Annotated in this window: 17 protein-coding genes and 2 pseudogenes; 14 read left to right on the forward strand and 5 right to left on the reverse strand. The window is 74.8% G+C overall.

Annotated elements, in window-relative coordinates; genetic code table 11:
• Positions 1–4 precede the first annotated feature (4 nt).
• Together ACQ614_RS28330 and ACQ614_RS28335 are read left to right on the forward strand one after the other, a co-directional pair.
• The gene (locus tag ACQ614_RS28330; protein ID WP_431684048.1) at positions 5–433 is read left to right on the forward strand and encodes a DUF742 domain-containing protein; all 429 of its coding nucleotides are present in this window, start codon (positions 5–7) and stop codon (positions 431–433) included.
• Positions 414–1,007 (forward strand): GTP-binding protein, encoded by a 594-nt coding sequence (locus ACQ614_RS28335; protein ID WP_363488457.1) that lies wholly within the window; start codon positions 414–416, stop codon positions 1,005–1,007. Before ACQ614_RS28330 ends, ACQ614_RS28335 begins: the two co-directional genes overlap by 20 nt.
• 82 nt (positions 1,008–1,089) lie before the next feature.
• On the opposite strand, the gene ACQ614_RS28340 is transcribed toward ACQ614_RS28335, so the two are convergent.
• The 3 genes and pseudogenes from ACQ614_RS28340 to ACQ614_RS28350 all read right to left on the reverse strand — a co-directional run bounded on the left by ACQ614_RS28340 (position 1,090) and on the right by ACQ614_RS28350 (position 3,302).
• Positions 1,090–1,998 (reverse strand): zinc-binding dehydrogenase, encoded by a 909-nt coding sequence (locus ACQ614_RS28340; protein WP_431681626.1) that lies wholly within the window; start codon positions 1,996–1,998, stop codon positions 1,090–1,092.
• Between the two features lie 103 nt (positions 1,999–2,101).
• Positions 2,102–2,946, reverse strand: a pseudogene (locus ACQ614_RS28345) (NAD(P)-dependent oxidoreductase).
• Between the two features lie 35 nt (positions 2,947–2,981).
• A complete protein-coding gene (locus tag ACQ614_RS28350) occupies positions 2,982–3,302 on the reverse strand; it encodes a putative quinol monooxygenase (RefSeq protein WP_431681628.1) in 321 nt (106 codons plus the stop codon).
• Positions 3,303–3,549: 247 nt separating this feature from the next.
• On the opposite strand from ACQ614_RS28350, the gene ACQ614_RS28355 reads away from it, so the two are divergent.
• The 7 genes and pseudogenes from ACQ614_RS28355 to ACQ614_RS28385 all read left to right on the forward strand — a co-directional run bounded on the left by ACQ614_RS28355 (position 3,550) and on the right by ACQ614_RS28385 (position 10,416).
• Entirely contained in the window at positions 3,550–4,620 is a 1,071-nt protein-coding gene (locus ACQ614_RS28355) for an aldo/keto reductase (protein WP_431681629.1), read from the forward strand.
• Positions 4,621–5,034: 414 nt separating this feature from the next.
• A pseudogene (locus tag ACQ614_RS28360) lies at positions 5,035–5,202 on the forward strand (SDR family oxidoreductase); the annotation flags it as partial.
• The gene (locus ACQ614_RS28365; RefSeq protein ID WP_431684049.1) at positions 5,197–6,294 is read left to right on the forward strand and encodes a putative quinol monooxygenase; all 1,098 of its coding nucleotides are present in this window, start codon (positions 5,197–5,199) and stop codon (positions 6,292–6,294) included. The pseudogene ACQ614_RS28360 and the gene ACQ614_RS28365, both read left to right, overlap by 6 nt.
• Positions 6,295–6,539: 245 nt before the next feature.
• Positions 6,540–7,310, forward strand: coding sequence for a glucose 1-dehydrogenase (locus ACQ614_RS28370; protein ID WP_431681630.1), 771 nt, complete (start codon positions 6,540–6,542; stop codon positions 7,308–7,310).
• Positions 7,311–7,541: 231 nt separating this feature from the next.
• Positions 7,542–8,165: a ScbR family autoregulator-binding transcription factor gene (locus ACQ614_RS28375; protein ID WP_431681631.1), complete on the forward strand. Its 624-nt coding sequence runs from the start codon at positions 7,542–7,544 to the stop codon at positions 8,163–8,165.
• A 289-nt stretch (positions 8,166–8,454) separates the two neighbouring features.
• The gene (locus ACQ614_RS28380) at positions 8,455–9,108 is read left to right on the forward strand and encodes a TetR family transcriptional regulator (RefSeq protein ID WP_431681632.1); all 654 of its coding nucleotides are present in this window, start codon (positions 8,455–8,457) and stop codon (positions 9,106–9,108) included.
• 138 nt (positions 9,109–9,246) lie between these two features.
• The gene (locus ACQ614_RS28385) at positions 9,247–10,416 is read left to right on the forward strand and encodes a hypothetical protein (RefSeq protein WP_431681633.1); all 1,170 of its coding nucleotides are present in this window, start codon (positions 9,247–9,249) and stop codon (positions 10,414–10,416) included.
• A 178-nt stretch (positions 10,417–10,594) separates the two neighbouring features.
• Here the strand turns inward: ACQ614_RS28385 and ACQ614_RS28390 are convergent, their stop codons facing one another.
• Positions 10,595–11,785, reverse strand: coding sequence for an NAD(P)-dependent malic enzyme (locus ACQ614_RS28390; protein WP_431681634.1), 1,191 nt, complete (start codon positions 11,783–11,785; stop codon positions 10,595–10,597).
• Between the two features lie 96 nt (positions 11,786–11,881).
• Complete coding sequence (locus ACQ614_RS28395) at positions 11,882–13,462, reverse strand: FAD-dependent monooxygenase (RefSeq protein WP_431681636.1); 1,581 nt, start codon at positions 13,460–13,462, stop codon at positions 11,882–11,884.
• Positions 13,463–13,580: 118 nt separating this feature from the next.
• Here ACQ614_RS28395 and ACQ614_RS28400 point away from each other — a divergent pair, with 118 nt between their 5' ends.
• The 5 genes from ACQ614_RS28400 to ACQ614_RS28420 all read left to right on the forward strand — a co-directional run bounded on the left by ACQ614_RS28400 (position 13,581) and on the right by ACQ614_RS28420 (position 19,419).
• A complete protein-coding gene (locus ACQ614_RS28400; RefSeq protein WP_431681637.1) occupies positions 13,581–15,128 on the forward strand; it encodes an MFS transporter in 1,548 nt (515 codons plus the stop codon).
• Between the two features lie 56 nt (positions 15,129–15,184).
• On the forward strand, positions 15,185–16,135 hold the full coding sequence (locus ACQ614_RS28405) for an aldo/keto reductase (protein ID WP_431681638.1): 951 nt from the start codon (positions 15,185–15,187) through the stop codon (positions 16,133–16,135).
• Between the two features lie 242 nt (positions 16,136–16,377).
• The gene (locus ACQ614_RS28410; protein WP_431681640.1) at positions 16,378–17,472 is read left to right on the forward strand and encodes a ScbA/BarX family gamma-butyrolactone biosynthesis protein; all 1,095 of its coding nucleotides are present in this window, start codon (positions 16,378–16,380) and stop codon (positions 17,470–17,472) included.
• An 82-nt stretch (positions 17,473–17,554) separates the two neighbouring features.
• A complete protein-coding gene (locus tag ACQ614_RS28415; RefSeq protein WP_431681642.1) occupies positions 17,555–18,235 on the forward strand; it encodes an HAD family hydrolase in 681 nt (226 codons plus the stop codon).
• An 86-nt stretch (positions 18,236–18,321) separates the two neighbouring features.
• A complete protein-coding gene (locus ACQ614_RS28420) occupies positions 18,322–19,419 on the forward strand; it encodes a 3-oxoacyl-ACP synthase III family protein (RefSeq protein ID WP_431681643.1) in 1,098 nt (365 codons plus the stop codon).
• The last annotated feature ends 100 nt before the right edge of the window (positions 19,420–19,519 follow it).

Genomic DNA, 19,519 nt, shown 5'->3' on the forward strand with positions numbered 1-19,519 from the left:
GCCGATGCCGTACCCGCCGCGCCACTACCTGCCCGGCAGCCCGTTCGGCTACCCGCCGCAGCCGGACGTCCCCGTCCAGTGGTTCGACGACGCGGCCGGCCCGATGGTCCGGCCGTACGCGATGACCAGGGGCCGCACCCGGCCGTCCGGCCAGCAGTTCGACCTGATCGCGCTGGTGGTCAGCGACGTGCCCGAGGGCGTGGAGCTGCCGGTCGGCCCCGAACAGGCCGTCATCCTCGAGATCTGCCGCGGCAACGCGCTCTCCGTCGCGGAGATCGCCGCCGACGTGGACCTGCCGCTCGGCGTGGTGCGGGTGCTGCTCGGCGACCTGCTCGAGGCCGAGTACATCCGGGTCAGCCGGCCCGTCCCGCCCGCCCTGCTCCCCGACGAGCACATCCTCCTGGAGGTCATCAATGGACTCCGCGCTCTCTGACGGTTCCGTGCTCGCCCTGAAGATCCTGGTCGCCGGGGGCTTCGGGGTGGGCAAGACGACGCTGGTCGGCTCGGTGAGCGAGATCCGCCCGCTGCGCACCGAGGAGCAGCTGACGGCGGCCGGCCGCGGTGTGGACGACCTGGGCGGCGTGGAGCAGAAGACCACCACCACGGTGGCGATGGACTTCGGCCGGATCACCATCCGGGACGGCCTGTCCGTGTACCTCTTCGGCACTCCCGGCCAGGACCGCTTCTGGTTCCTGTGGGACGAGCTGGCGCAGGGGGCGCTCGGCGCCGTGGTGCTGGCCGACACCCGGCGGCTGACGGACTGCTTCCCGGCGGTGGACTTCTTCGAGCACCGGGGCATCCCGTTCGTGGTGGCGGTGAACCGATTCTCCGGCACCCGGGACTTCGGCCCGGAGGAGGTCTCCCGCGCGCTCGACCTGGACGAGGAGACCCCGGTGGTGGTGTGCGACGCCCGGATGCGCGCCTCCGGCAAGGAGGTGCTGGTCAACCTGGTCGAGCACGCGGGCCGGGTGCACGCGGCCAGACTCCTCGCCGACACCCGCCGCTGACCGCGTCGGCCCCGGCACACGCCTGCGGGGCGGGGACGGCTCTCACCGCCTCCCGCCCCGCCGCCGTGCCGGGGGCCGCGGGTCATCCCACGGTCAGCACCGCCTTGCCCGCGACGCGGCGGTCGCGGACCGCCGCCAGCGCCTCGTTGATGTGCTCCCAGTCCTTGCGGTAGGAGATCTCCACCGACAGCGTGCCGCTGCCCACCAGCCCGGCGAGTTCCGCGAGGTCGGCGTCGACCGGGGCGCCCGTCACGAACACGAAGTGCCGCAGCACCGCCTGCTCGTGCCCGCCGAAGAACTGGAAGAACGAGACCGGGGTCGGCTCGCCGGAGGAGTTGCCGTAGCTGAACACCGTGCCGCCGGGGCCGACGAGCTCCAGCGCGGCGGCCAGCGAGACGCCGCCCGCGGACTCGTACACCGCGGCGAACGGGCCCTCGGCGTCGGCCGCGTCGGTGACGACCACGGCCGCGCCCAGCCCGGTGAGGCCCTTGGCCCGCTCGGCACTGCCGGCCACCGCGGTGACCTCGGCGCCGGCCGCGGAGGCCAGCTGGACGAGGATGCGGCCGACGCCGCCCGCGGCGCCGGTGACGAGCACCCGGCGGCCGAGCAGTGAGCCGGACTCGCGGACCAGCCGCAGCGCGGTGAGCGCGGCGACCGGCAGGGTGGCCGCCTCGGCGAAGCCGACCTCGTCGGGGAGGACGGCCACGAAGCCGGCCGGGACGGCGATCCGCTCGGCCCAGGAGCCGTCGGCGAGCGAGAGCGCCACCACGCGCTGGCCGGCGGTGAAGCCGTTGGCGGTCTCGGCGACCACGCCGGCGACGTCCCAGCCCGGACGCCAGCCCTCGGCGTTGCCGGGCAGGTTGAGGATCTCGCCGCGGTTGACGGAGAACGCCTTGACGTCGATCAGGACGTCGCCGGCGGCGGGTACCGGGGCGTCGAGCTCGCGGAAGGCCACGTCGCCGGTGGCAGGGGTGTTGACGATCGTGCGCATGCTGGTCTCCTCGGACGGGATCGGGTGGTGCGCATCAAGTGGGGTGTGCGGTAAGGGCGGTGTGCCCCGGCGCGGTCGCCCGCGGTGTGCCGTGCGGGCGGGCTCAGCCGGCCGTCGGCGCTGTGGTGCTGACCAGGTAGGTGGCGGCGAGGTCCTTGTCGCCGTGGCCCCCCTCGACGGCCCGCGCGAAGCGCGCGGCGACCGCGGCGGCCATGTCCAGCTGCAGCCCGGCGGCCTCGGCCTCCGCCACGACCAGCCGGGCGTCCTTCGCGGCCGTGGCGAGGCCGAAGCTCGGGGAGAAGTCCCCGGCGGCGATCGCCGTGGCCTTGCCCTGGAGGTAGGGGCTGTCCAGGCCGCCGCCGGCCAGGGTCTCGGCGAAGATCCGGCGGTCCAGCCCCAGGCCCTCGGCCAGCGCGACGGCCTCCGCCGCGCCGGTGGCGGTGGCCAGGACCCAGCTGTTGACGACGAGTTTGAGCCGGGAGGCGGCCGCCCCGGCCGGGTCGGCGGCCAGCCAGACGGTGCGGTCGGCGATCGCGGCGAGCACCTCGGCGGAGGCGCTGCGGGCGCGGTCCGAGCCGGCGGCGAAGACCAGCAGCCGGCCCGCCTCGGCCGGCTGCCGGGTGCCCAGGACGGGCGCGTCGACCAGGTCGAGGCCGTGCGCCGCGGCGAAACCGGCGAGCGGCCCGAACCCGGTCGGGCCACGGTCGAGGTCTGCAGCCAGACCTGCCCGGGGCGCAGCCCGCCCGCGGCGGCGGTCATGACGGCCAGCACGGCCGGCCCGTCGGTGAGCATGGTGATCACCGCGTCGGCGCCGCGCACCGCCGCGGCGGGGGTGTCCGCGACCGTGGCGCCCGCGGCGGCCAGCGCCTCCGCGGCGGCTCGGGTGCGGTTCCACACCCGGACGTCGAGGCCGGCCCGACAGAGGCTGCGGGCCATGCCGGCCCCCATGATGCCGGTGCCGAGGACGGCGACGGCGGTACCGGTCACAGCACGCCCTTGGGGGAGTCGCCCTCGTGCAGCTGGGCCAGCACGCGCAGCTCCAGCGGCTCGGCGAGCAGGTCGTCCAGGAGGGCCGCGAGCTCCTGCAGGTGCGGGGTGGCCAGGTGCTGCTCCAGCGCGTCCCGGCCGGGCCAGCGCTCGATGGCGAGGAAGACGTCCGGGTCGTCGACGTCCTGGTGCACGGAGTAGTGGATGCTCGCCTCCTCCGCGTGGGTCGGGGCGATCACCGCCCGCAGGCGGCGCTCGAGTTCGTCCCGCTTGCCGGGCTTGGCAACGGCCCGTCCGACCACGGTCACAGTGCTCACGATGCTCTTCTCCAGCTCTTGGCAGTGCAGATGACGTCTCGTCATCCCGGTGGCATCGACACCGTAGCACTATTCGAGATCTGATGGTAAGTGGAGATCTTTCATCACATCCGCCTTGACGATGGATGTTCGACATCTTATGGTCATGCCGAGTCTTACGGTGATCGCCCCGGGCCGGGGCGGGCCTGCCGCCCGCCGATCGAGCGGGCCGGCCGCCGACACCGCACACCTGACAGGGAGAACCGCGATGCGCTACCGCTACCTGGGTGACACCGGGCTGGCCGTCTCCGAACTCTGCTTCGGCGCCATGACCTTCGGCGGAGGTGCGTCCTTCCTCGGCGCACCCGACCGCAACTGGTCCGAGTTCGGCACCGTCGGGGACCAGGACGTCCACCGGCTGATGGAGGTCGCGCTGGACTCCGGCATCAACTTCTTCGACACCGCGGACGTCTACAAGAACGGCATGGGCGAGGAGTTCTTCGGCCGGACGCTCGCCAAGGTCCGCGACCGAGTGGTCATCGGCACCAAGGGCCGCTGGCGGGTCGAGGGCGACGGCCCCAACGACTTCGGCGCCACCCGCCACCACCTCAACGCGGCCGTCGAGGCCAGCCTGCGGCGGCTCCGGACGGACTACATCGACCTCTACCACATCCACGGCTTCGACCCGCGGACCTCGCTGGACGAGACCCTGCGGGTGCTCGACGACCTGATCCGCTCCGGCAAGATCCGCTACATCGGCGTCTCCAACTTCGCCGCCTGGCAGCTGATGAAGGCGCTGTCCGTCTCCGACCGCCGCAACCTCGGCCGCTTCGTCTGCTACCAGGGCTACTACAACCTCGGCGCCCGCGACCTGGAGTGGGAGATCATCCCGCTCGCCCACGACCAGAAGGTCGGCATCACCGCCTGGAGCCCGCTCGCCGGCGGCTTCCTCACCGGCAAGTACCGGCGCGGCGAGGGCCGCCCGGCCGGCAGCCGGCTCGCCGAGGCGACCCCGGCCGAGTCCGCGCCGCTCACCGACGAGGAGCAGGCGTACGACATCGTCGACGAGATGGGCCGGATCGCCGAGGCGCGCGGCGCCTCCGTCGCCCAGGTGGCCGTCAACTGGGTGCTGTCCCGGCCGCAGATCACCTCGGCCGTCATCGGCGCCACCAAGGTGCACCAGCTGGAGGACAACCTCAAGGCCATGGAGTGGGAGCTCACCGCCGACGAGGTGGCCGCCCTGGACAAGGTCAGCGCCGCGCCGGTGCCCTACCCGTACTGGCACATCGCCACCGTCGGCGCCGACCGCAAGCTGCCCGGCGACGTCTACCCGGCCTGACCGCCCGGCCGGCAACCGGCCCCGAGCGTCCGCGGTCGTGACCCCCTGCGGCCGCGGCGACCGCGGCGGGAGCCCGACCCCCGTCCGGGCTCCCGCCGCACCCCTGCACCGCCCGTACTCCTCTGTACCTGCACCACCTGCACCGCCCGTCCCCCTGCACCGCCGCCCCGTACCGTATGCACCCCGCACCACCCGGCCCGTCGACCGTCGCCGCGCAGGCCGCCGAACCCGGGACCGTCGACCTGCTCGTCGCGGGTGCCGGAGCGATGCTCACCTCGCCCTTCGAGCTCGGCCGCACCGATCAGTGGGATCGCATGATCGCGACCGACCTCACCGGGCTGGTGCGCACCATCCACGTCTTCGAACCCCAGCTGTCGAAGGCCGCCCGGGCCGGGCGGCCCCGCGGACGTCGTCGACATCTCCTCGATCGCCGCCCAGGTCTCCGCGCCGAACTTCGCGCTGTACTGCGCCACCAAGGCGGCGGTCAGCCGTCTCTCCCGCAACCTGCGCGCCGAGTTCGGGCCGCGCGGCATCCGCGTCACCACCCTGGAGCCCGGCGTGGTGGAGACCGAGCCGATGGACCACCTGGACGACCCGTCCTCCCGGGCCTGGCCGGACGGGCTGCGGCAGTCCAGCCGGGTCCTCGGCGACCGAGACATCGCCGGGATCACCGGCTGCGCCGCGGCGCTGCCCCGGCACGTCAACCTCGCGCAGATCACCGTCCTGCCGACCGCCCAGGTCCGAGCCCCGCGACGGTGCCCGCCGGGCTCCCGGCGGCCCTGGCGCCCGCCGCCGATCCCTGGTGCCCACATGCTCCGGCCGACCATCCGGACCGGCCGGCCTGCCCACCCCGAACGGAGCCCACCCATGAGACCTGCCAGAGCCCTGCTCACCGCCGCCGTCACCGCCGCCCTGCTGGCCGGCGCCGCGCCCGGGGCCTCCGCCGCCCGCCCCGGCGCCACCATGCCCAACCTCGGCGACAGCAGCGTCGCCTACACCGTCATCTCCGCCTACGAGCACATCCCGGCCGCCGCGCGGGCCGCCTTCGTCGCCGCCGCGCAGCAGGAGGGATACGCCTCGCGCCGGCACGAGCCCGGCACCGAGAGCGTCCACGTCGTGCCCGACCCCGAACACCCGGACCGGATCGTCGTCGCGGAGACCTTCGCCTCCGAGCCGGCCTACCAGGTGCACCGCACCGGCCGGCACGCCCGCAGGTTCGCCGCCCTTGCGGCGCTGCTCGGTGTCACCGGCCCCAGCACCACCGTCGCCAACTACTCGCTGCCGACCGACGACGGCACCGGCCGGGTCGCGCCCAGCCGCGGCGACAACGGCCGGGTCTTCACCGTGGTGGCCGAGTTCGGCAATGTGCAGCCGGAGTTCCGCGAGGAGTTCGTCAAGGTCGCCCAGGCGGACGGCTACCTCTCGCTGACCGGCGAACCCGGCACCATCGGCTTCCACTTCGTCCCGGACGCGGCCGACCCGACCCGCTTCGTCTTCCTGGAGACCTTCACCGACGAGGCCGCCTTCCAGGCGCACGCCACGGGCGCCCCCGCGAAGGCGTACCTGGAGGTGGTGGCCAAGGCCCACATCGTCGGGCCGCACTTCTTCGTCACTCGGGTGACCACCGGCTTCGACCGGCCCGGCGGCTGGTCGGTGCCCAACCGCAAGGCCTGACCGCGAAGCCCGACCGCGAGGCCTGACCGCGAAGCCCGACCGCGAGGCCCGGCCGCACGGAACGCCCGGGATACCCCGGGCGAGGGCCCTGCCTGACGAACCGTCAGTGTCCTTTCCTAGGCTTCGGGTACGACCGGTGTCCGGCGGTCCGGTGCACCCGCGGGAGCGGGGCGCCGGGCCGCCGCGCCTGCGTGCGGGCCGCCGAGCGCCCGCACGGGCTTCCGTCACAGCCACAGGGGAGAGTCATGACCGTCCGGAACTCACTGCTCAGCGGCAAGGTCGCACTGATCACCGGCGCCAGCAGCGGCATCGGCGCCGCCGCCGCGCGGGTCTTCGCCGCGGAGGGGGCCGCCGTCGTCCTCGCCGCCCGCCGCGAGCAGCAGCTCGCCGACCTCGTCGACGAGCTCACCGCCAAGGGCCTGGAGGCCGCCTACGCGGTCACCGACGTGACCTCGGACGCCGATGTCGCGCGGGCCGTGGAGACCGCCGTCGCGCGCTACGGCCGCCTCGACGCGGCGTTCAACAACGCCGGATACGGCGCCGAGCAGACGCCGATGCACCTGATGGAGCAGGAGGTCTTCGACCGGATCATCGACGTCAACCTGCGCGGCGTCTGGTCCTGCATGCGGCACGAGATAGCCGCGATGCTGCGCACCGGCGGCGGATCGATCGTCAACACCAGCAGCGTGGCCGGGCTGGTGGCGACGCCGGTGGCCGCGCCGTACGTGGTGTCGAAGCACGCGGTGGTCGGCCTGACCAAGGCGGCGGCCAACGAGTACGGGGCCCAGGGCATCCGGGTGAACGCGGTCGCCCCGGGGACGACGCGCTCGGAGATGATCGAGGAGTGGCTCGCCCTGCGGCCGGAGATCGAGGCCCTCCTGCACGCGGCCACGCCGCAGCCGCGGACGGCCGAGCCGGAGGAGATCGCCGAGGCGGCCGCCTGGCTCTGCAGCGACCGGGCGTCCTTCGTCACCGGCACCGTCCTGCCGGTGGACGGTGGCTACACCGTGCGCTGACCCGCCGCCGGCACCCGTCTGCCAGGCCCGCCCGGACTCTCCGGGCGGGCCGCTTTTACATACCGACCGGTTCGTACTGATGGAACGTCGCCCGGCTGACAAGCCCACTTCTGCCGCCGGCGGGGCTCCGCGCGACGGAACAAACCTACGGGGTCGACTGTTTTTTCGTCGGCTGTACTGTGCAGTGCACTACGATGCGCTGCGAATCGGAGCGAGGTCGGGAGGAAGCCCATGGTGAGACAGGAGAGGGCGGAGCGGACCCGCCAGAAGATCGTCGAGGCCGCGGCCGAGGTGTTCGACCAGTGCGGCTTCGCGGGTGCCAGCGTGTCGGAGATCCTCGCCCGGGCCGGCGTCACCAAGGGCGCCCTGTACTTCCACTTCCCCTCCAAGGAGGCCATCGCGGAGGAGATCCAGGGTGCGGAGGTCGGCACCCTGGAGACCGCCGCCACCGCGTCGGGCCCCTTCCTGCAGGCCATCATCGACGTCTCGTACGCCATGGCGGCGGCCCTGCGGGAGAGCCCGACCGTGCGCGCGAGCATCCGGCTGGCGATCGAGAGCTCCTTCTCCGAGCCCTCGCCCGGGCCGTACACGGCCTCCATCGACCTGGTCCGGACCCTCCTGCTGCGCGCCCAGGGCGAGGGCTCCGTCCGGATGGACCTGGACGTCGACGCGGCGGCCCGGTTCGTCATCAGCTCGTTCACCGGCACGCAGATCGTGTCCCAGGTCTTCACGCGCCGCGAGGACCTGGAGGAGCGCCTGGCCGAGCTCTGGGCGTTCATCCTGCCGGGCCTGGCCGTGCCGGAGTGGACCGGACGGCTCCGCCTGCACGCGCCGGAGGCCGTACCGGCCGGCTGACCGGTCGTCACCCGGTCGGCCCGTCCGGCCCGCTGCCCGCCCCGCACCCGGCCGGCGCGTATCGCGCCCCCGCGTGCCGACCCTGTTCCGCCCCGTGCCCCGCCCCTTCGGCGGCGCGCCGCGCCGACGGCATGTGCCGAGTTCCGCGTTTTCCGAATGGGCGGGGTTCAGGGGGAAATAATTGTCGTGATCTCGTCAGTTGACACTTTTATAACAGCGACTCCGGTCTGTTTTAATGTGCCCCGGGGGTCGCTGTGCTTCGGGACCGCAGAGGAGAGGTGGGGTCGCCGTGCCCAGTCAGGAGCGTGCCGAGCGGACCAGGCGGCGCTTGATCGTCGCCGCGGCGTTGGCCCTCGACGAGTCGCCGGTGGAGGTGCTCGGCGGCGACGCGCTGCCCGGGCTGGATGCGATCAGCCGGGCCGCCGGGGTGTCCAAGGGGGCGCTCTACTACCACTTCAGGTCCAAGGGCGAGCTGGTCGACGCCGTCCGCGAGGAGGCCCGGCGCGAGCTGCGGCGGCTGACCGCCGCCTGTGTGGCCTCGCACGGTCCGGGGGCCGGGCTGGACGCGGTGGTGGACGTGGCCGTGGCGGTCGCCCGCCTGCTGGACGGCGACCCGGTGTGCCGCGCCGGCGTCCGGCTGGACCGTGCGGAAGGGCTGGCGCTGGGCCCCGGCGGCGGGCCTCCGGAATGGATGGCGCCGGTCTGTGCCCTGCTCACCGCCGCGGCGGAGCGCGGCGAGCTGCGGGACGGAGTGGAGCCGGCCGAGGTGGGGATGGCGCTGACCGCCATGGCCGTCGGGGTGCTGCTGGTCTGCGAGCGCAACCCGGGGGTGGCCCGCACCGGCATGGTCGCCCGGCTGTGGGGCGCGGTGCTGCCGGGGCTGGCGGCGCCCGGATGTTCGGACGCGGACCGTCCGCTTCTGCTCGGGGGCGCGCGGCTCTGATCCCCGGCCCCGCCGCGGGGCGCCCACTGACCTCGGCAATTGACAAACCGGTCGGTCGGTTCTTGAATCATTCCTGCGGGGGCGCGGAACGTGCGGATGCGGCTCCGGAAACCGTCGATTCGTGAGAGGACGCGCCCCATGTCGCTGCAGGGGGGATTCCCGACCGGCACGCCGAGCCCGACGGTGCCGGCGGTGCGGGCGTTACTGGACCGCGCCGCCGGATTCCCCGGCCTCGAGGAGAAGTACCGCGGCGCAGCGGCCGGCGGCACCGACCTCGCCGCCCTCGACCCGCTCACCGCCGACGAACTGCGCCGCGCCGTGTGGTCCGGAGTCCGCGGCGGCCTCGCCCAGGACCGCGGCACCGTCCTCTACCTGGGCGGCGGCACCACCGCACAGCCCTCCGCCACCCTCGTCCCCAGCTGCCTCTTCGCCGGCGACATCCTCCGCTCCTGGGCCCCGCTCGGCCCGGGCGACGTCCTGCTCAACCTCTCCCGCGGCACCCGGCTGTGGCCGGTCCACGACCTCTGCAACGCCCTCGCCGCACTCTCCGGCAGCTCCGCCATCCCCTACGGCGCCCCCGACGGCGAGGACCTCGGCGGCGTGCTCGACTTCGCCGCCCAGTGCGGCGCCACCGCCCTCGCCGCCGACACCCCCACCCTGCGTGCACTCCTCGCACACGGCCGGCGCACCGGCCGCCCCCTGCCGTGGCTGCGCACCCTGCTGTGGGTCGGCACCGGCCTGGACGGCGCCACCGCCGACCTGACCGCCGAAGTCCTCCCGCACACCGCGGTCTGGGGCCTCTACGGCTCCGTCGAGACCTGGGCGGTCGCCTGCAACGGCCCGCACTGCGCACGCGACGTCTTCCACCCGCTGCCGCACCAGTACGCGGAGGTGCTGGACGGCGAGATCCTGGTCAGCACCCTGCACGAACTCGCGGTCACCCCGCTGGTCCGCTACCGCACCGGCGACACCGGCGAGTTCGTGGCCTGCCCGTGCGGCAGCCCGACACCGGCGCTGCGCGTCCGGGGCCGGCTGGCCGACGTCCTGGCCTTCCGCGGCGCCCGCTTCGGCCGCGGCGAACTCGCCGGCCTGGCCACCGCCGTGGACGAGGTGGCGGAGGCCGAGGCGGCCGTCCTCGACGCCGGGCTGCCCACCGAACGGCTCCGGATCGCCGTACGCACCGCCCCCGGCGCCCCCGCCGACCGCTACCTGCTGGACTGGGTCCGCGAGTGCGTCCTGGCCGGCCACCTGACCCTCCGCCAGGCCGTCGCCGGCGACCCGGACGCCGTCGAGGTCGTGCTCCGCTAGAGCCTGCCGCCGAAGGCAGCCGGCCGACCCGAGGGGCGCGTGGGGGCACCTCCCGGCCGAAGGCCGGGGAGAACTGCGCGAGGCGGAAGGTGCGGCACCGTTTCTCCCGATCCGCGCAGTTCCCCGCGCCCCCATGGGGTTGCCCGATTGCCCGTGACGGGTCGGCCGGGCGGCCCCGTCAGCGGCGGGCCACGCCTGCGGCGCGGGCCTCTGCGGCGACCGCCGCCGCGACCGCGGGCGCCACCCGCGGGTCGAACGGGCTCGGCACGATCCGCTCCGCGGACAGTTCGTCGGCCACCACCTCGGCGATCGCCGCCGCCGCGGCGAGCTTCATGCCCTCGGTCACCGTACGGGCCCGCACGTCCAGTGCCCCGCGGAAGACGCCGGGGAAGGCGAGCACGTTGTTGATCTGGTTGGGGTGGTCGCTGCGCCCGGTGGCGACCACGGCGGCGTGCCGCCGGGCCACCGCCGGGTCGATCTCCGGCGTCGGGTTGGACAGCGCGAAGACGATCGCGCCGGGGGCCATCGCGGCGATCGCGGACTCGGCGACGGTGGCGCCGGACAGGCCGATGAACACGTCGGCGCCGCGCAGCGCCCCCTCGACCGAGCCCCGGTGCCCGGCCCGGTTGGAGTCGGCGGCCAGCGCCGCCTTCACCGGGTGGAGGTCGGTCCGCCCCGGGTGCAGCATGCCCTTGCTGTCGCACACGGCGAGGTCGCCGATCCCGGCGTTCAGCAGGATCCGGGCGACGGCGATGCCGGAGGCCCCGGCCCCGGCCACCACGGCCCGCAGCGAGGACATCGGCCGCCCGGTCACCGCGGCCGCGTTGCGCAGCGCGGCGAGGACGACGATCGCGGTGCCGTGCTGGTCGTCGTGGAAGACCGGGATGTCCAGTGCCTCCCGCAGCCGGGCCTCGATCTCGAAGCAGCGCGGGGCGGAGATGTCCTCCAGGTTGATGCCGCCGAAGCCGGGTGCGAGGTGCCGCACGGTGTCGACCAGTGCGTCGGTGTCGGTGGTGCCGAGGCAGATGGGCACCGCGTCGACGCCGGCGAACTCCTTGAAGAGCAGTGCCTTGCCCTCCATCACCGGCAGGGCCGCGGCCGGGCCGATGTCGCCGAGGCCGAGTACGGCGGTGCCGTCGCTCACCACCGCGACGGTGTTCGCCGCCCAGGTGAACTCGTGGGCGAGTTCCGGGTGTTCGGCGATGGCGGTGCAGACCCGGGCGACGCCGGGGGTGTAGGCGAGGGAGAGGTCGTCGGCGCCGCGCAGCGGCACGGTCGACCGGGTCTCCAGCTTGCCGCCGCGGTGCAGGTCGAAGACCGGGTCGAGGAAGGGGACGATCGGGTCTCCGGGCTGGGCGAGGACGGTCATCAGGGCCTCCGTGAGGGTGTGGACGGGGCCGGCCCCCGTCCGGGGGACGGCTGCGGGCGCCCCTCCCGGGGCGCCCGAACTGCCTTGGGGCGCGGTTCAGGTGCGGGTGAGCGGGCCGAGCTGGCTGGTGAGTTCTGCGTCCAGCCGGTCGAGGTCGCGGGTGTGGCCGTGGGCGGCGATGTGGCCGTCCGGCCGGACGAGGTAGTAGCCGGGCCGGTGGCAGCCGGTGTGCAGGGCGGCGGCGGGGCCGGGGATGCGGACGGCCGTCAGTCCGGGCCGCGGGGCGGCGAGCCGTTCGATCGCGGCGCCCCAGCCGTCCGGGCCGCCGACCGCGGCGACCGTCCACCCGGGCGGCTGCTCGGCGGGCCCGGCGAGGCCGGCCGCCGTCGCGAGCGGGCGGGGGAGGACGGCGCCCGGGCGCAGGCCGCCGGGCAGCCGCCCGCGGACCCGGCAGCCGGTGAGCCCGGACGGCTCCTGGCTGTCGCGCCGGGGCGGGTAGGCGAGCCGCAGGCCGGCCATCACGGGCCCGTAGAGGCGGGAGAGCAGCCCGGAGCGGTCGCCCAGGCGGAAGGCGGCGTCTCGGAGCAGGACTTCGGCAGGCCCGTCGACCAGCCAGGCGCGGGTCTGGATGTCGGTGTCCCGGACGACCCGCCGGGCGACAGCCGAGCGTTCGGGGCCGTAGCTGTCGAGGAGGGCGGCGGGGGCCTCGCCGCGGACGACGGCGGCGAGCTTCCAGGCCAGGTTGTGGGCGTCCTGCAGGCCGGTGTTGAGACCCTGGCCGCCGGCCGGGCTGTGCACGTGGGCGGCGTCGCCGGCGAGGAAGACCCGGCCGAGCCGGAAGTCGCCGGCGTGCCGGGCGTGCACCCGGAAGACGCTCTGCCAGACCGGTTCGCCGATCCGGACGCCCTGCGGTCCGCGTTCGTCGACGATCTCCTGCATCATCGCCACGCCGACCTCCCGGCCGGGAGGCAGGCTGGAGAAGAACCGGTACACCCCGTCGGGGAGGGCCACGACGACCAGTGCGCCCTTCGGGGACTGGTAGTAGAGCGCCTGGTCGGGCGGGAGTTCGCCCTCGATGCGGGCGTCCACCAGGGCGAAGGCCGTCTCGTAGGTGCTGCCCAGGAATCCGGTGCCGATCTGGCCGCGGACGGCGCTGCCGGCCCCGTCGGCCCCGATCACGAACGGCACCCGGGTGCGCTCGATCCGGCCGTCCGCGTGCTCCAGCACGGCGGTGACGCCGTCGGTGGCCTCGACCCGTCCGGAGAAGTCGAGGTTGTCGAAGCAGAGCAGGCGGACGCCGCGCTCGACCTTGCCGCCGAGGCCGTGCAGCCGGTCGGCGACGATCCGCTCGGTCTCGCTCTGCGGCAGGCAGACCGGCGCGAGCTCCTCCGGGAAGGCGAAGGTGCCGAGCGGCCGCCGGTCGGAGAAGTACCGGAAGGCGTTGATGCGGACGGAGGCCTCGTGCACGTCGTCCAGCACGCCGAGGTCCGCCAGCACGTCGAGGGTGCGTGGCCAGAGCAGCAGCGCCTTGGGCAGGCGGGGTGCGGTGGGGGCCCGGTCGACGATCCGGACGCGGACGCCGCGGCGCAGCAGTTCGCAGGCGGCCAGCATGCCGGTCGGCCCTCCTCCGACGATCAGGACGTCGACATCGGTTGCGGTGATCGCTTTCTCTGGCACGGAACTGACTCCTCGTCGGCAGACAGGCATGGGATAGCAGATTGACGCTGCCCATAAGATATCTTATGGTCGTCTCGGTTTGTGAAGTACGTAGATGACTGATGGACAGGGGGCAGGAATGAGTGTCCTGGCGGAGCAGGGCCTGGCCGCACCGCGCGAGAACCGCGCGGGCGGCGGGCTGCCGATCCTGCTGGCGGTGGCGCTGGCCAGCATGATGCTGCCGCTCACCGTCACCGGGCCGGCCGTGGCGCTCCCGGCGCTGGCGACCGACCTGGGTGCCGGGGTCGGGGCCGCGCAGTGGGTGCAGAACGCCTACGGCGTCACCTTCGCGGCCTGCCTGCTGGCCGCCGGCGGCCTCGCCGACCGGTTCGGCCGCAAGCGGGTGCTGGTGGCCGGCGTCCAGGTGTTCCTGGCGATGTCGCTGGTCTGCGCCCTGGTGCCGAACATCGTGCTGGTCGACATCGCCCGCGCCCTGCAGGGCGTCGGTGCGGCGGGCGTGCTCACCAGCGGCGCCGCGATCCTGGCGGCCTCCTTCGACGGGCCCGCCCGGGCCAGGGCCTTCGGCGTGCTCGGCGCGTCCTTCGGCTGCGGGCTGGCGATCGGCCCGCTGGTCGCCGGCGTCCTGGTCGCCGCGGTCGACTGGCGCGCGGTCTTCCTGGTGAACGTGCTGCTCGGCCTGGTCGTGCTCGCCCTCGTGCCGCGACTGCCCGAGTCCAGGGACCCGGACGCCCGGAAGGTGGACTGGGGCGGCCTCGCCACCTTCAGCGGCAGCCTCGCGCTGCTCTCGCTCTGGTTCGTCGAAGGGCCCGAACGAGGCTGGACGGACGCGGCTGCACTGGGCGCGCTGATCGGCTCAGGGCTCTTCATGCTGGCCTTCGTGCTCGTCGAGCTCCGCGTCGAGCGGCCCATGTTCGACCTCTCGCTGTTCCGCAGGCCGACCTTCGTGGTGGTGGTCTGCCAGCCCTTCACCATCACCTTCGGCTTCGTGGTGCTGCTGGTCTACCTGCCGCAGTACCTCCAGGGCGTCGGCGGCCGCAGCGCCACCGAGGCCGGCGCCATGCTGCTGCCGCTCACCCTGCCCGTCCTGGTCCTGCCGCTGGTCGCCGGACGGCTCGCCGCCCGGGTGCCGCTGCGGGTGATGCTCGCGGCCGGCTCGGTGCTGATCGCCGCGGGCTCGCTCTGGCTCGTGGTGCTCGGACCCGGCGCCGGGTGGGCCGAACTGGCGGGCCCGCTCGCGGTGTTCGGCATCGGCGTGGGCAGCGCCTTCGGCGTGATGGACAACGCCGCGGTCAGCGTCGTCCCGGTCGAGCGCTCCGGCACGGCCTCCGGCATCTTCAACACCATGCGGATCACCGGCGAGTCCGTCGCCATCGCCGGAGCGGGCGCGCTGCTGGCCGGCCTCTCCGCCGCCGACCTGCACGGACGCATTCCCGGGCTGGACGCCGCCGGGGAGCAGGCGCTGGCCGGCGGCGCCGTCCAGGGCCGGCTGCGCGACCGGCTCGACGCCCTGCCTCAGGGCGTCCGCGGCGCCGCCGCCGAGGCGGCCGGGCAGGGCCTCACCTCGGCCATGCACACCGCCCTCGTCGTCCTCGCCGTGCTGGCCCTGATCGGCGCGGCCACCACCTACGCCGTGGTCCGCGACCGCGAGCTCGGCAGCACCTCCTGACCGCAGCACCACCCACCGCTCGTAGCACCACCGCTCACAGAGGAGAACAACGCACCATGCGCACACGACAGTTGGGCAGCAACGGAACCACCGTCGGCGCGATCGGCCTCGGCTGCATGGGCATGAGCTTCGCCTACAGCCCCGCCCGGCGCGACGACTCCGAGTCGATCAGGGTGATCCACCGGGCGATCGACCTCGGCATCACGCTGATCGACACCGCCGACGTCTACGGACCGCACACCAACGAGGAGTTGGTCGGCCGGGCGATCCGCGACCGCCGGGACGAGATCGTGCTGGCCTCCAAGGCCGGCCTGGTCGTCCGCGGCGGCGAGATCCTCCCCGACGGCCGGCCCGAGCACCTGCGCGAGGCCGCCGAGGGCTCGCTGCGCCGCCTCGGCGTGGACCGGATCGACCTCTACCAACTGCACCGGGTCGACCCGGCCGTGCCGGTCGAGGAGTCCTGGGGCGTGCTCGCGGAGCTCGTCCGGGAGGGCAAGGTCGGCGCGATCGGCCTGTCGGAGGCGACCGTCGAGCAGCTCGACGCCGCGCACGCCGTCCACCCGGTGGCCACCGTCCAGAGCGAACTGTCGCTGTGGAGCCAGGACCAGCTCGACGAGGTGGTGCCCTGGGCCGCCCGCCACGGCGCCGGCTTCATCGCGTACTCGCCGCTCGGCCGCGCCTTCCTGACCGGCGCGATCACCTCGGCCGCCCAACTGGAGGGCGAGGACTGGCGGCAGGGCAACCCGCGCTTCCAGCCGGAGGCGATCGAGGCCAACCAGAAGCTCGCCGAGGGCGTCGCCGAGGTCGCCGCCCGCTACGGCACGACGCCGTCCCAGGTCGCCCTGGCCTGGGTGCTGGCGCAGGGCGAGCACGTGGTGCCGATCTCGGGCACCAAGCGGCTCGCCCACCTGGAGGAGAACGCCCGCGGCGGCGACCTCGTCCTCACCGCGGAGGACCTGGCGCAGCTCGGCCGGCTCGGCGCCACCGCCGTCGGCACCCGGTACTGACCCCGGGCCGTACGGCGCAGACCCGTTGCCGGCACGTCGCCCCGGCGACCGCCCGCACCCAGCACCGAAGGCACCACCGCGGCGCACCGCCGCCGCCCGCGGCCCGCCCGACCCACCGGGCGGTGCCGCGGGCCGGCCCCGGCGGTCCCGCCCGCCGCCGCAGCCCCACCGGGCGCCGCGGCGGCACCGGAGCCAGGCCGACCCCTGGACCGCATCCGAGGAGCACCAAGGAGGAACCCACCATGACCACCACCCCGTTCGCCCCGGCCGAGGCGCCCGAGCGCCCCGCCGCCGTACCGCTGTCCTACGCCACCACCCTGGACCGCGGGCTGGTCCACCGCGACGCCGTCAGCGAGGTCTTCGTCACCGACCTGCGCGGCGGCGAGGGCGGCCACTACACCGCGGCCGCCCAGCTGCCCCGCTCGCACGCCTACTACGGCGACCACCTGCTCCGGCCGGGCACCCACGACCCGGTGCTGCTGCTCGAGGCGGCCCGGCAGGCGACCCTGGCCGGCGCCCACCTGTTCCACGGTGTCCCGGCCGACCACAAGTTCATCCTGACCTTCCTGCGCATCCACCTGATCCGCCCCCGGCTGCTGACCATCGGCGACAGCCCGCTGGACCTGGTGCTGAACGTGACGGTGACGGACCGCCGGGTCCGCGAGGGCCGGGTCACCGGGCTCGACCACGCCGTGGAACTCACCGTGGACGGCACCGTGATCGGCTGGGCCGGGGTCGGCCTGCGGTTCCGCGACCCGGCCGGTTACCGGGAGATGCGGCTGCGCAACCGCGACGGCGCCGAACTGCCCAGCACCGCGCTGCTGCCGCCGCAGGCCGGCGGCGCCGCCCCGGCCGCACCGCACCTGGTCGGCCGTGCCGACCCGCGCAACGTGGTGCTCCTCGACCCGGTGCTCGCCGACGGCGCCGCCACCGCCGTGCTGCGGATACCCGCGGGCAACCCGAGCATGTTCGACCACCCGCAGGACCACCTGCCCGGCATGGTGCTCGCCGAGGCCGCCCGCCAGCTCGCCCTGTTCACCGCGCTGGACACCCGCGGGCTGTCCGCCGCGAAGACCTTCCCGGTCGACCTGTCCGTCACCTTCGCCCGGTTCGGCGAGCTGGAGCCGCAGACCGTGCTCACCGCGACGCTCGGCGACGAGAAGCCGCTGGGCGCGGAGGCCGGCGAGCACACCTACTACACCCAGGGCGGCCCGCTCGACCTGGACGAGGCCGAGCCCGGTGCCGCGGTCACCCAGCTCCCGGTCGTGGTGGACGCCCGCCAGCACGACGAGTCGATCGCCCGTTTCGTCCTCTCCCTGGCCCGCATCCGCGGCTAGGAGGCTGTACCCCGGCGGGAGTTGCCGTCACAGCAGCCGGGCGCTCCCGGCCCCGCACCGATACGACAGCTACGGAGGACCCATGCCCAGTACCGCCGGTGCGTTCTTCGACGTGGACGAGACGCTCGTCCGGGTCAAGAGCATGTTCCACTTCCTCGAGTTCTACCTGCGCCGCCGCGGCGAGCCGGAGGGCACCTTCCAGCGGCTCACCGCCGAGCTCAAGGCCGCCGCTGCCGCCGGCACTCCGCGGCAGGTCGTGAACCGCGAGTACTACCGCCTCTACGCCGGGGAGAGTGCCGAGCGGCTCGCCTCGGCCGGCGAGGCGTGGTTCGAACGGGCCGTGGAGCGCGGCCTGTTCGTCCCCGAGGCGGTCGCCGAGGTGGAACGGCACCGGGCCGCCGGGGACTTCGTCGTCCTGGTGTCCGGCTCGTTCTTCGCCTGCCTGGACCCCATTGCGGCGCAGCTGCGGGCCGACTGGACGTTCGGCACCCGGCCCGTGGTCCGCGGCGGCCGGCTCACCGGCGAAGTGGTCGTCCCGGTGATCGGCGAGGTGAAGGCCCGGGTGGCCTCGGCGGTGGCCGGCGTCCGCGGCCTGGACCTGGCCGGCTCCGCGGCGTACGGGGACCACAGCAGTGACCTGCCGCTGCTCTCCGCGGTGGGCCGGCCGGTGGCGGTCGGCCACGACCCGGTGCTGACGGCGCACGCCGAACTCGCCGGCTGGCGGCGGCTGGTGCCCGCCGGGCCGGTCGGGGCGGCGGTCTGAGCCGGCCCGCCGCTCCCCGCCCCGCGGGCCGGGGGAGCGGTGGCGGCACCGCCCGACCGGGCCCGCAGCAACGACAGGAGGGGACCATGACACCGATCGGCATCGTGGGCACCGGTTCGTACGTGCCCGAGAACGTCGTCAGCAACGAGGAGGTCGCGGCGCGGGCGGGTGTGACCGCCGCCTGGATCGAGGAACGGACCGGGATCGGCCGGCGGCACCGGGCCGCCGACCACGAGGCCACCTCCGACCTGGCCGCCGAGGCTGCCCGCAGAGCACTGCAGCAGGCCGGGGTGAGCGCCGACCGGCTCGGTTTCGTGCTGGTCGCGACCTCCACCCCGGACCACCCGCAGCCCGCCACCGCCAGCATCGTGCAGGACCTGATCGGCGCCCGCCGGGCCGCCGCGTTCGACGTCAACGCCGTCTGCAGCGGCTTCGTGTACGGCCTGGCGGTCGGCACCCATATGCTCCGCGGCGCCACCGACCCGGCCGCCCCGTACGGGCTGGTGGTCGGGGCGGACGTCTACTCCCGGATCCTCGACCCGGCCGACCGCAGGACGGCCGTGCTCTTCGGGGACGGCGCCGGCGCCGTGGTGCTCGGCCCGGTGCCGGCCGGCCTCGGGATGGTGGAGACGGCGCTGCTCGGCCGCGGCGACCAGCACCGGCTGATCGGGGTGGCGGCGGGCGGCAGCCGGCGGCCGGCCTCGGCCCGGACGGTGGCCGAGGGCGGGCACTGGTTCCGGATGGACGGCCGGGCCGTGCGCGGCTTCGTCCACGAGGCGCTGCCCGGTGCGGTCGCCGCGCTGCTCGACCGGGCGGGGGTGCCGGCGAAGGAGGTGCGGCACTTTGTCCCGCACCAGGCCAACGGGGTGATGCTCAACCAGGTCTGGCCGGAGCTCGGACTCCCGGAAGCGGCCATGCACCTGACGGTGGACAGGCACGCCAACACCGGTGCGGCCTCGGTGGCGATCACCCTGGACACCGTGCACCGCCGCGGTGGCCTGGAGCGCGGCGACCTGGTGCTGCTGGCCGGCTTCGGCGGCGGGATGAACATCGGTGCCGCCCTGGTCCGCTGGGCGCTGGACCAGCCGGTCGGGCGTTACGGCGAGCCGGTGTTCGGGGCCGAGGACGAGGCCGCCGACCGGCCGGCCTCCCGGGGGCTGCTCTCCGGGGCCGCCCTCCGCTGACCGGCCCCCGCGGACGGCCCGTGCGCCGCGGTGCGCCCCCGGAGTCCGGGGTGCGCACCGCGGCTTTGCCGCGTCCGCCGCTGCTCCGATCGGCGTCAGG

This window comes from Kitasatospora dryopteridis, from assembly GCF_050749075.1.
GTDB lineage: Bacteria > Actinomycetota > Actinomycetes > Streptomycetales > Streptomycetaceae > Kitasatospora.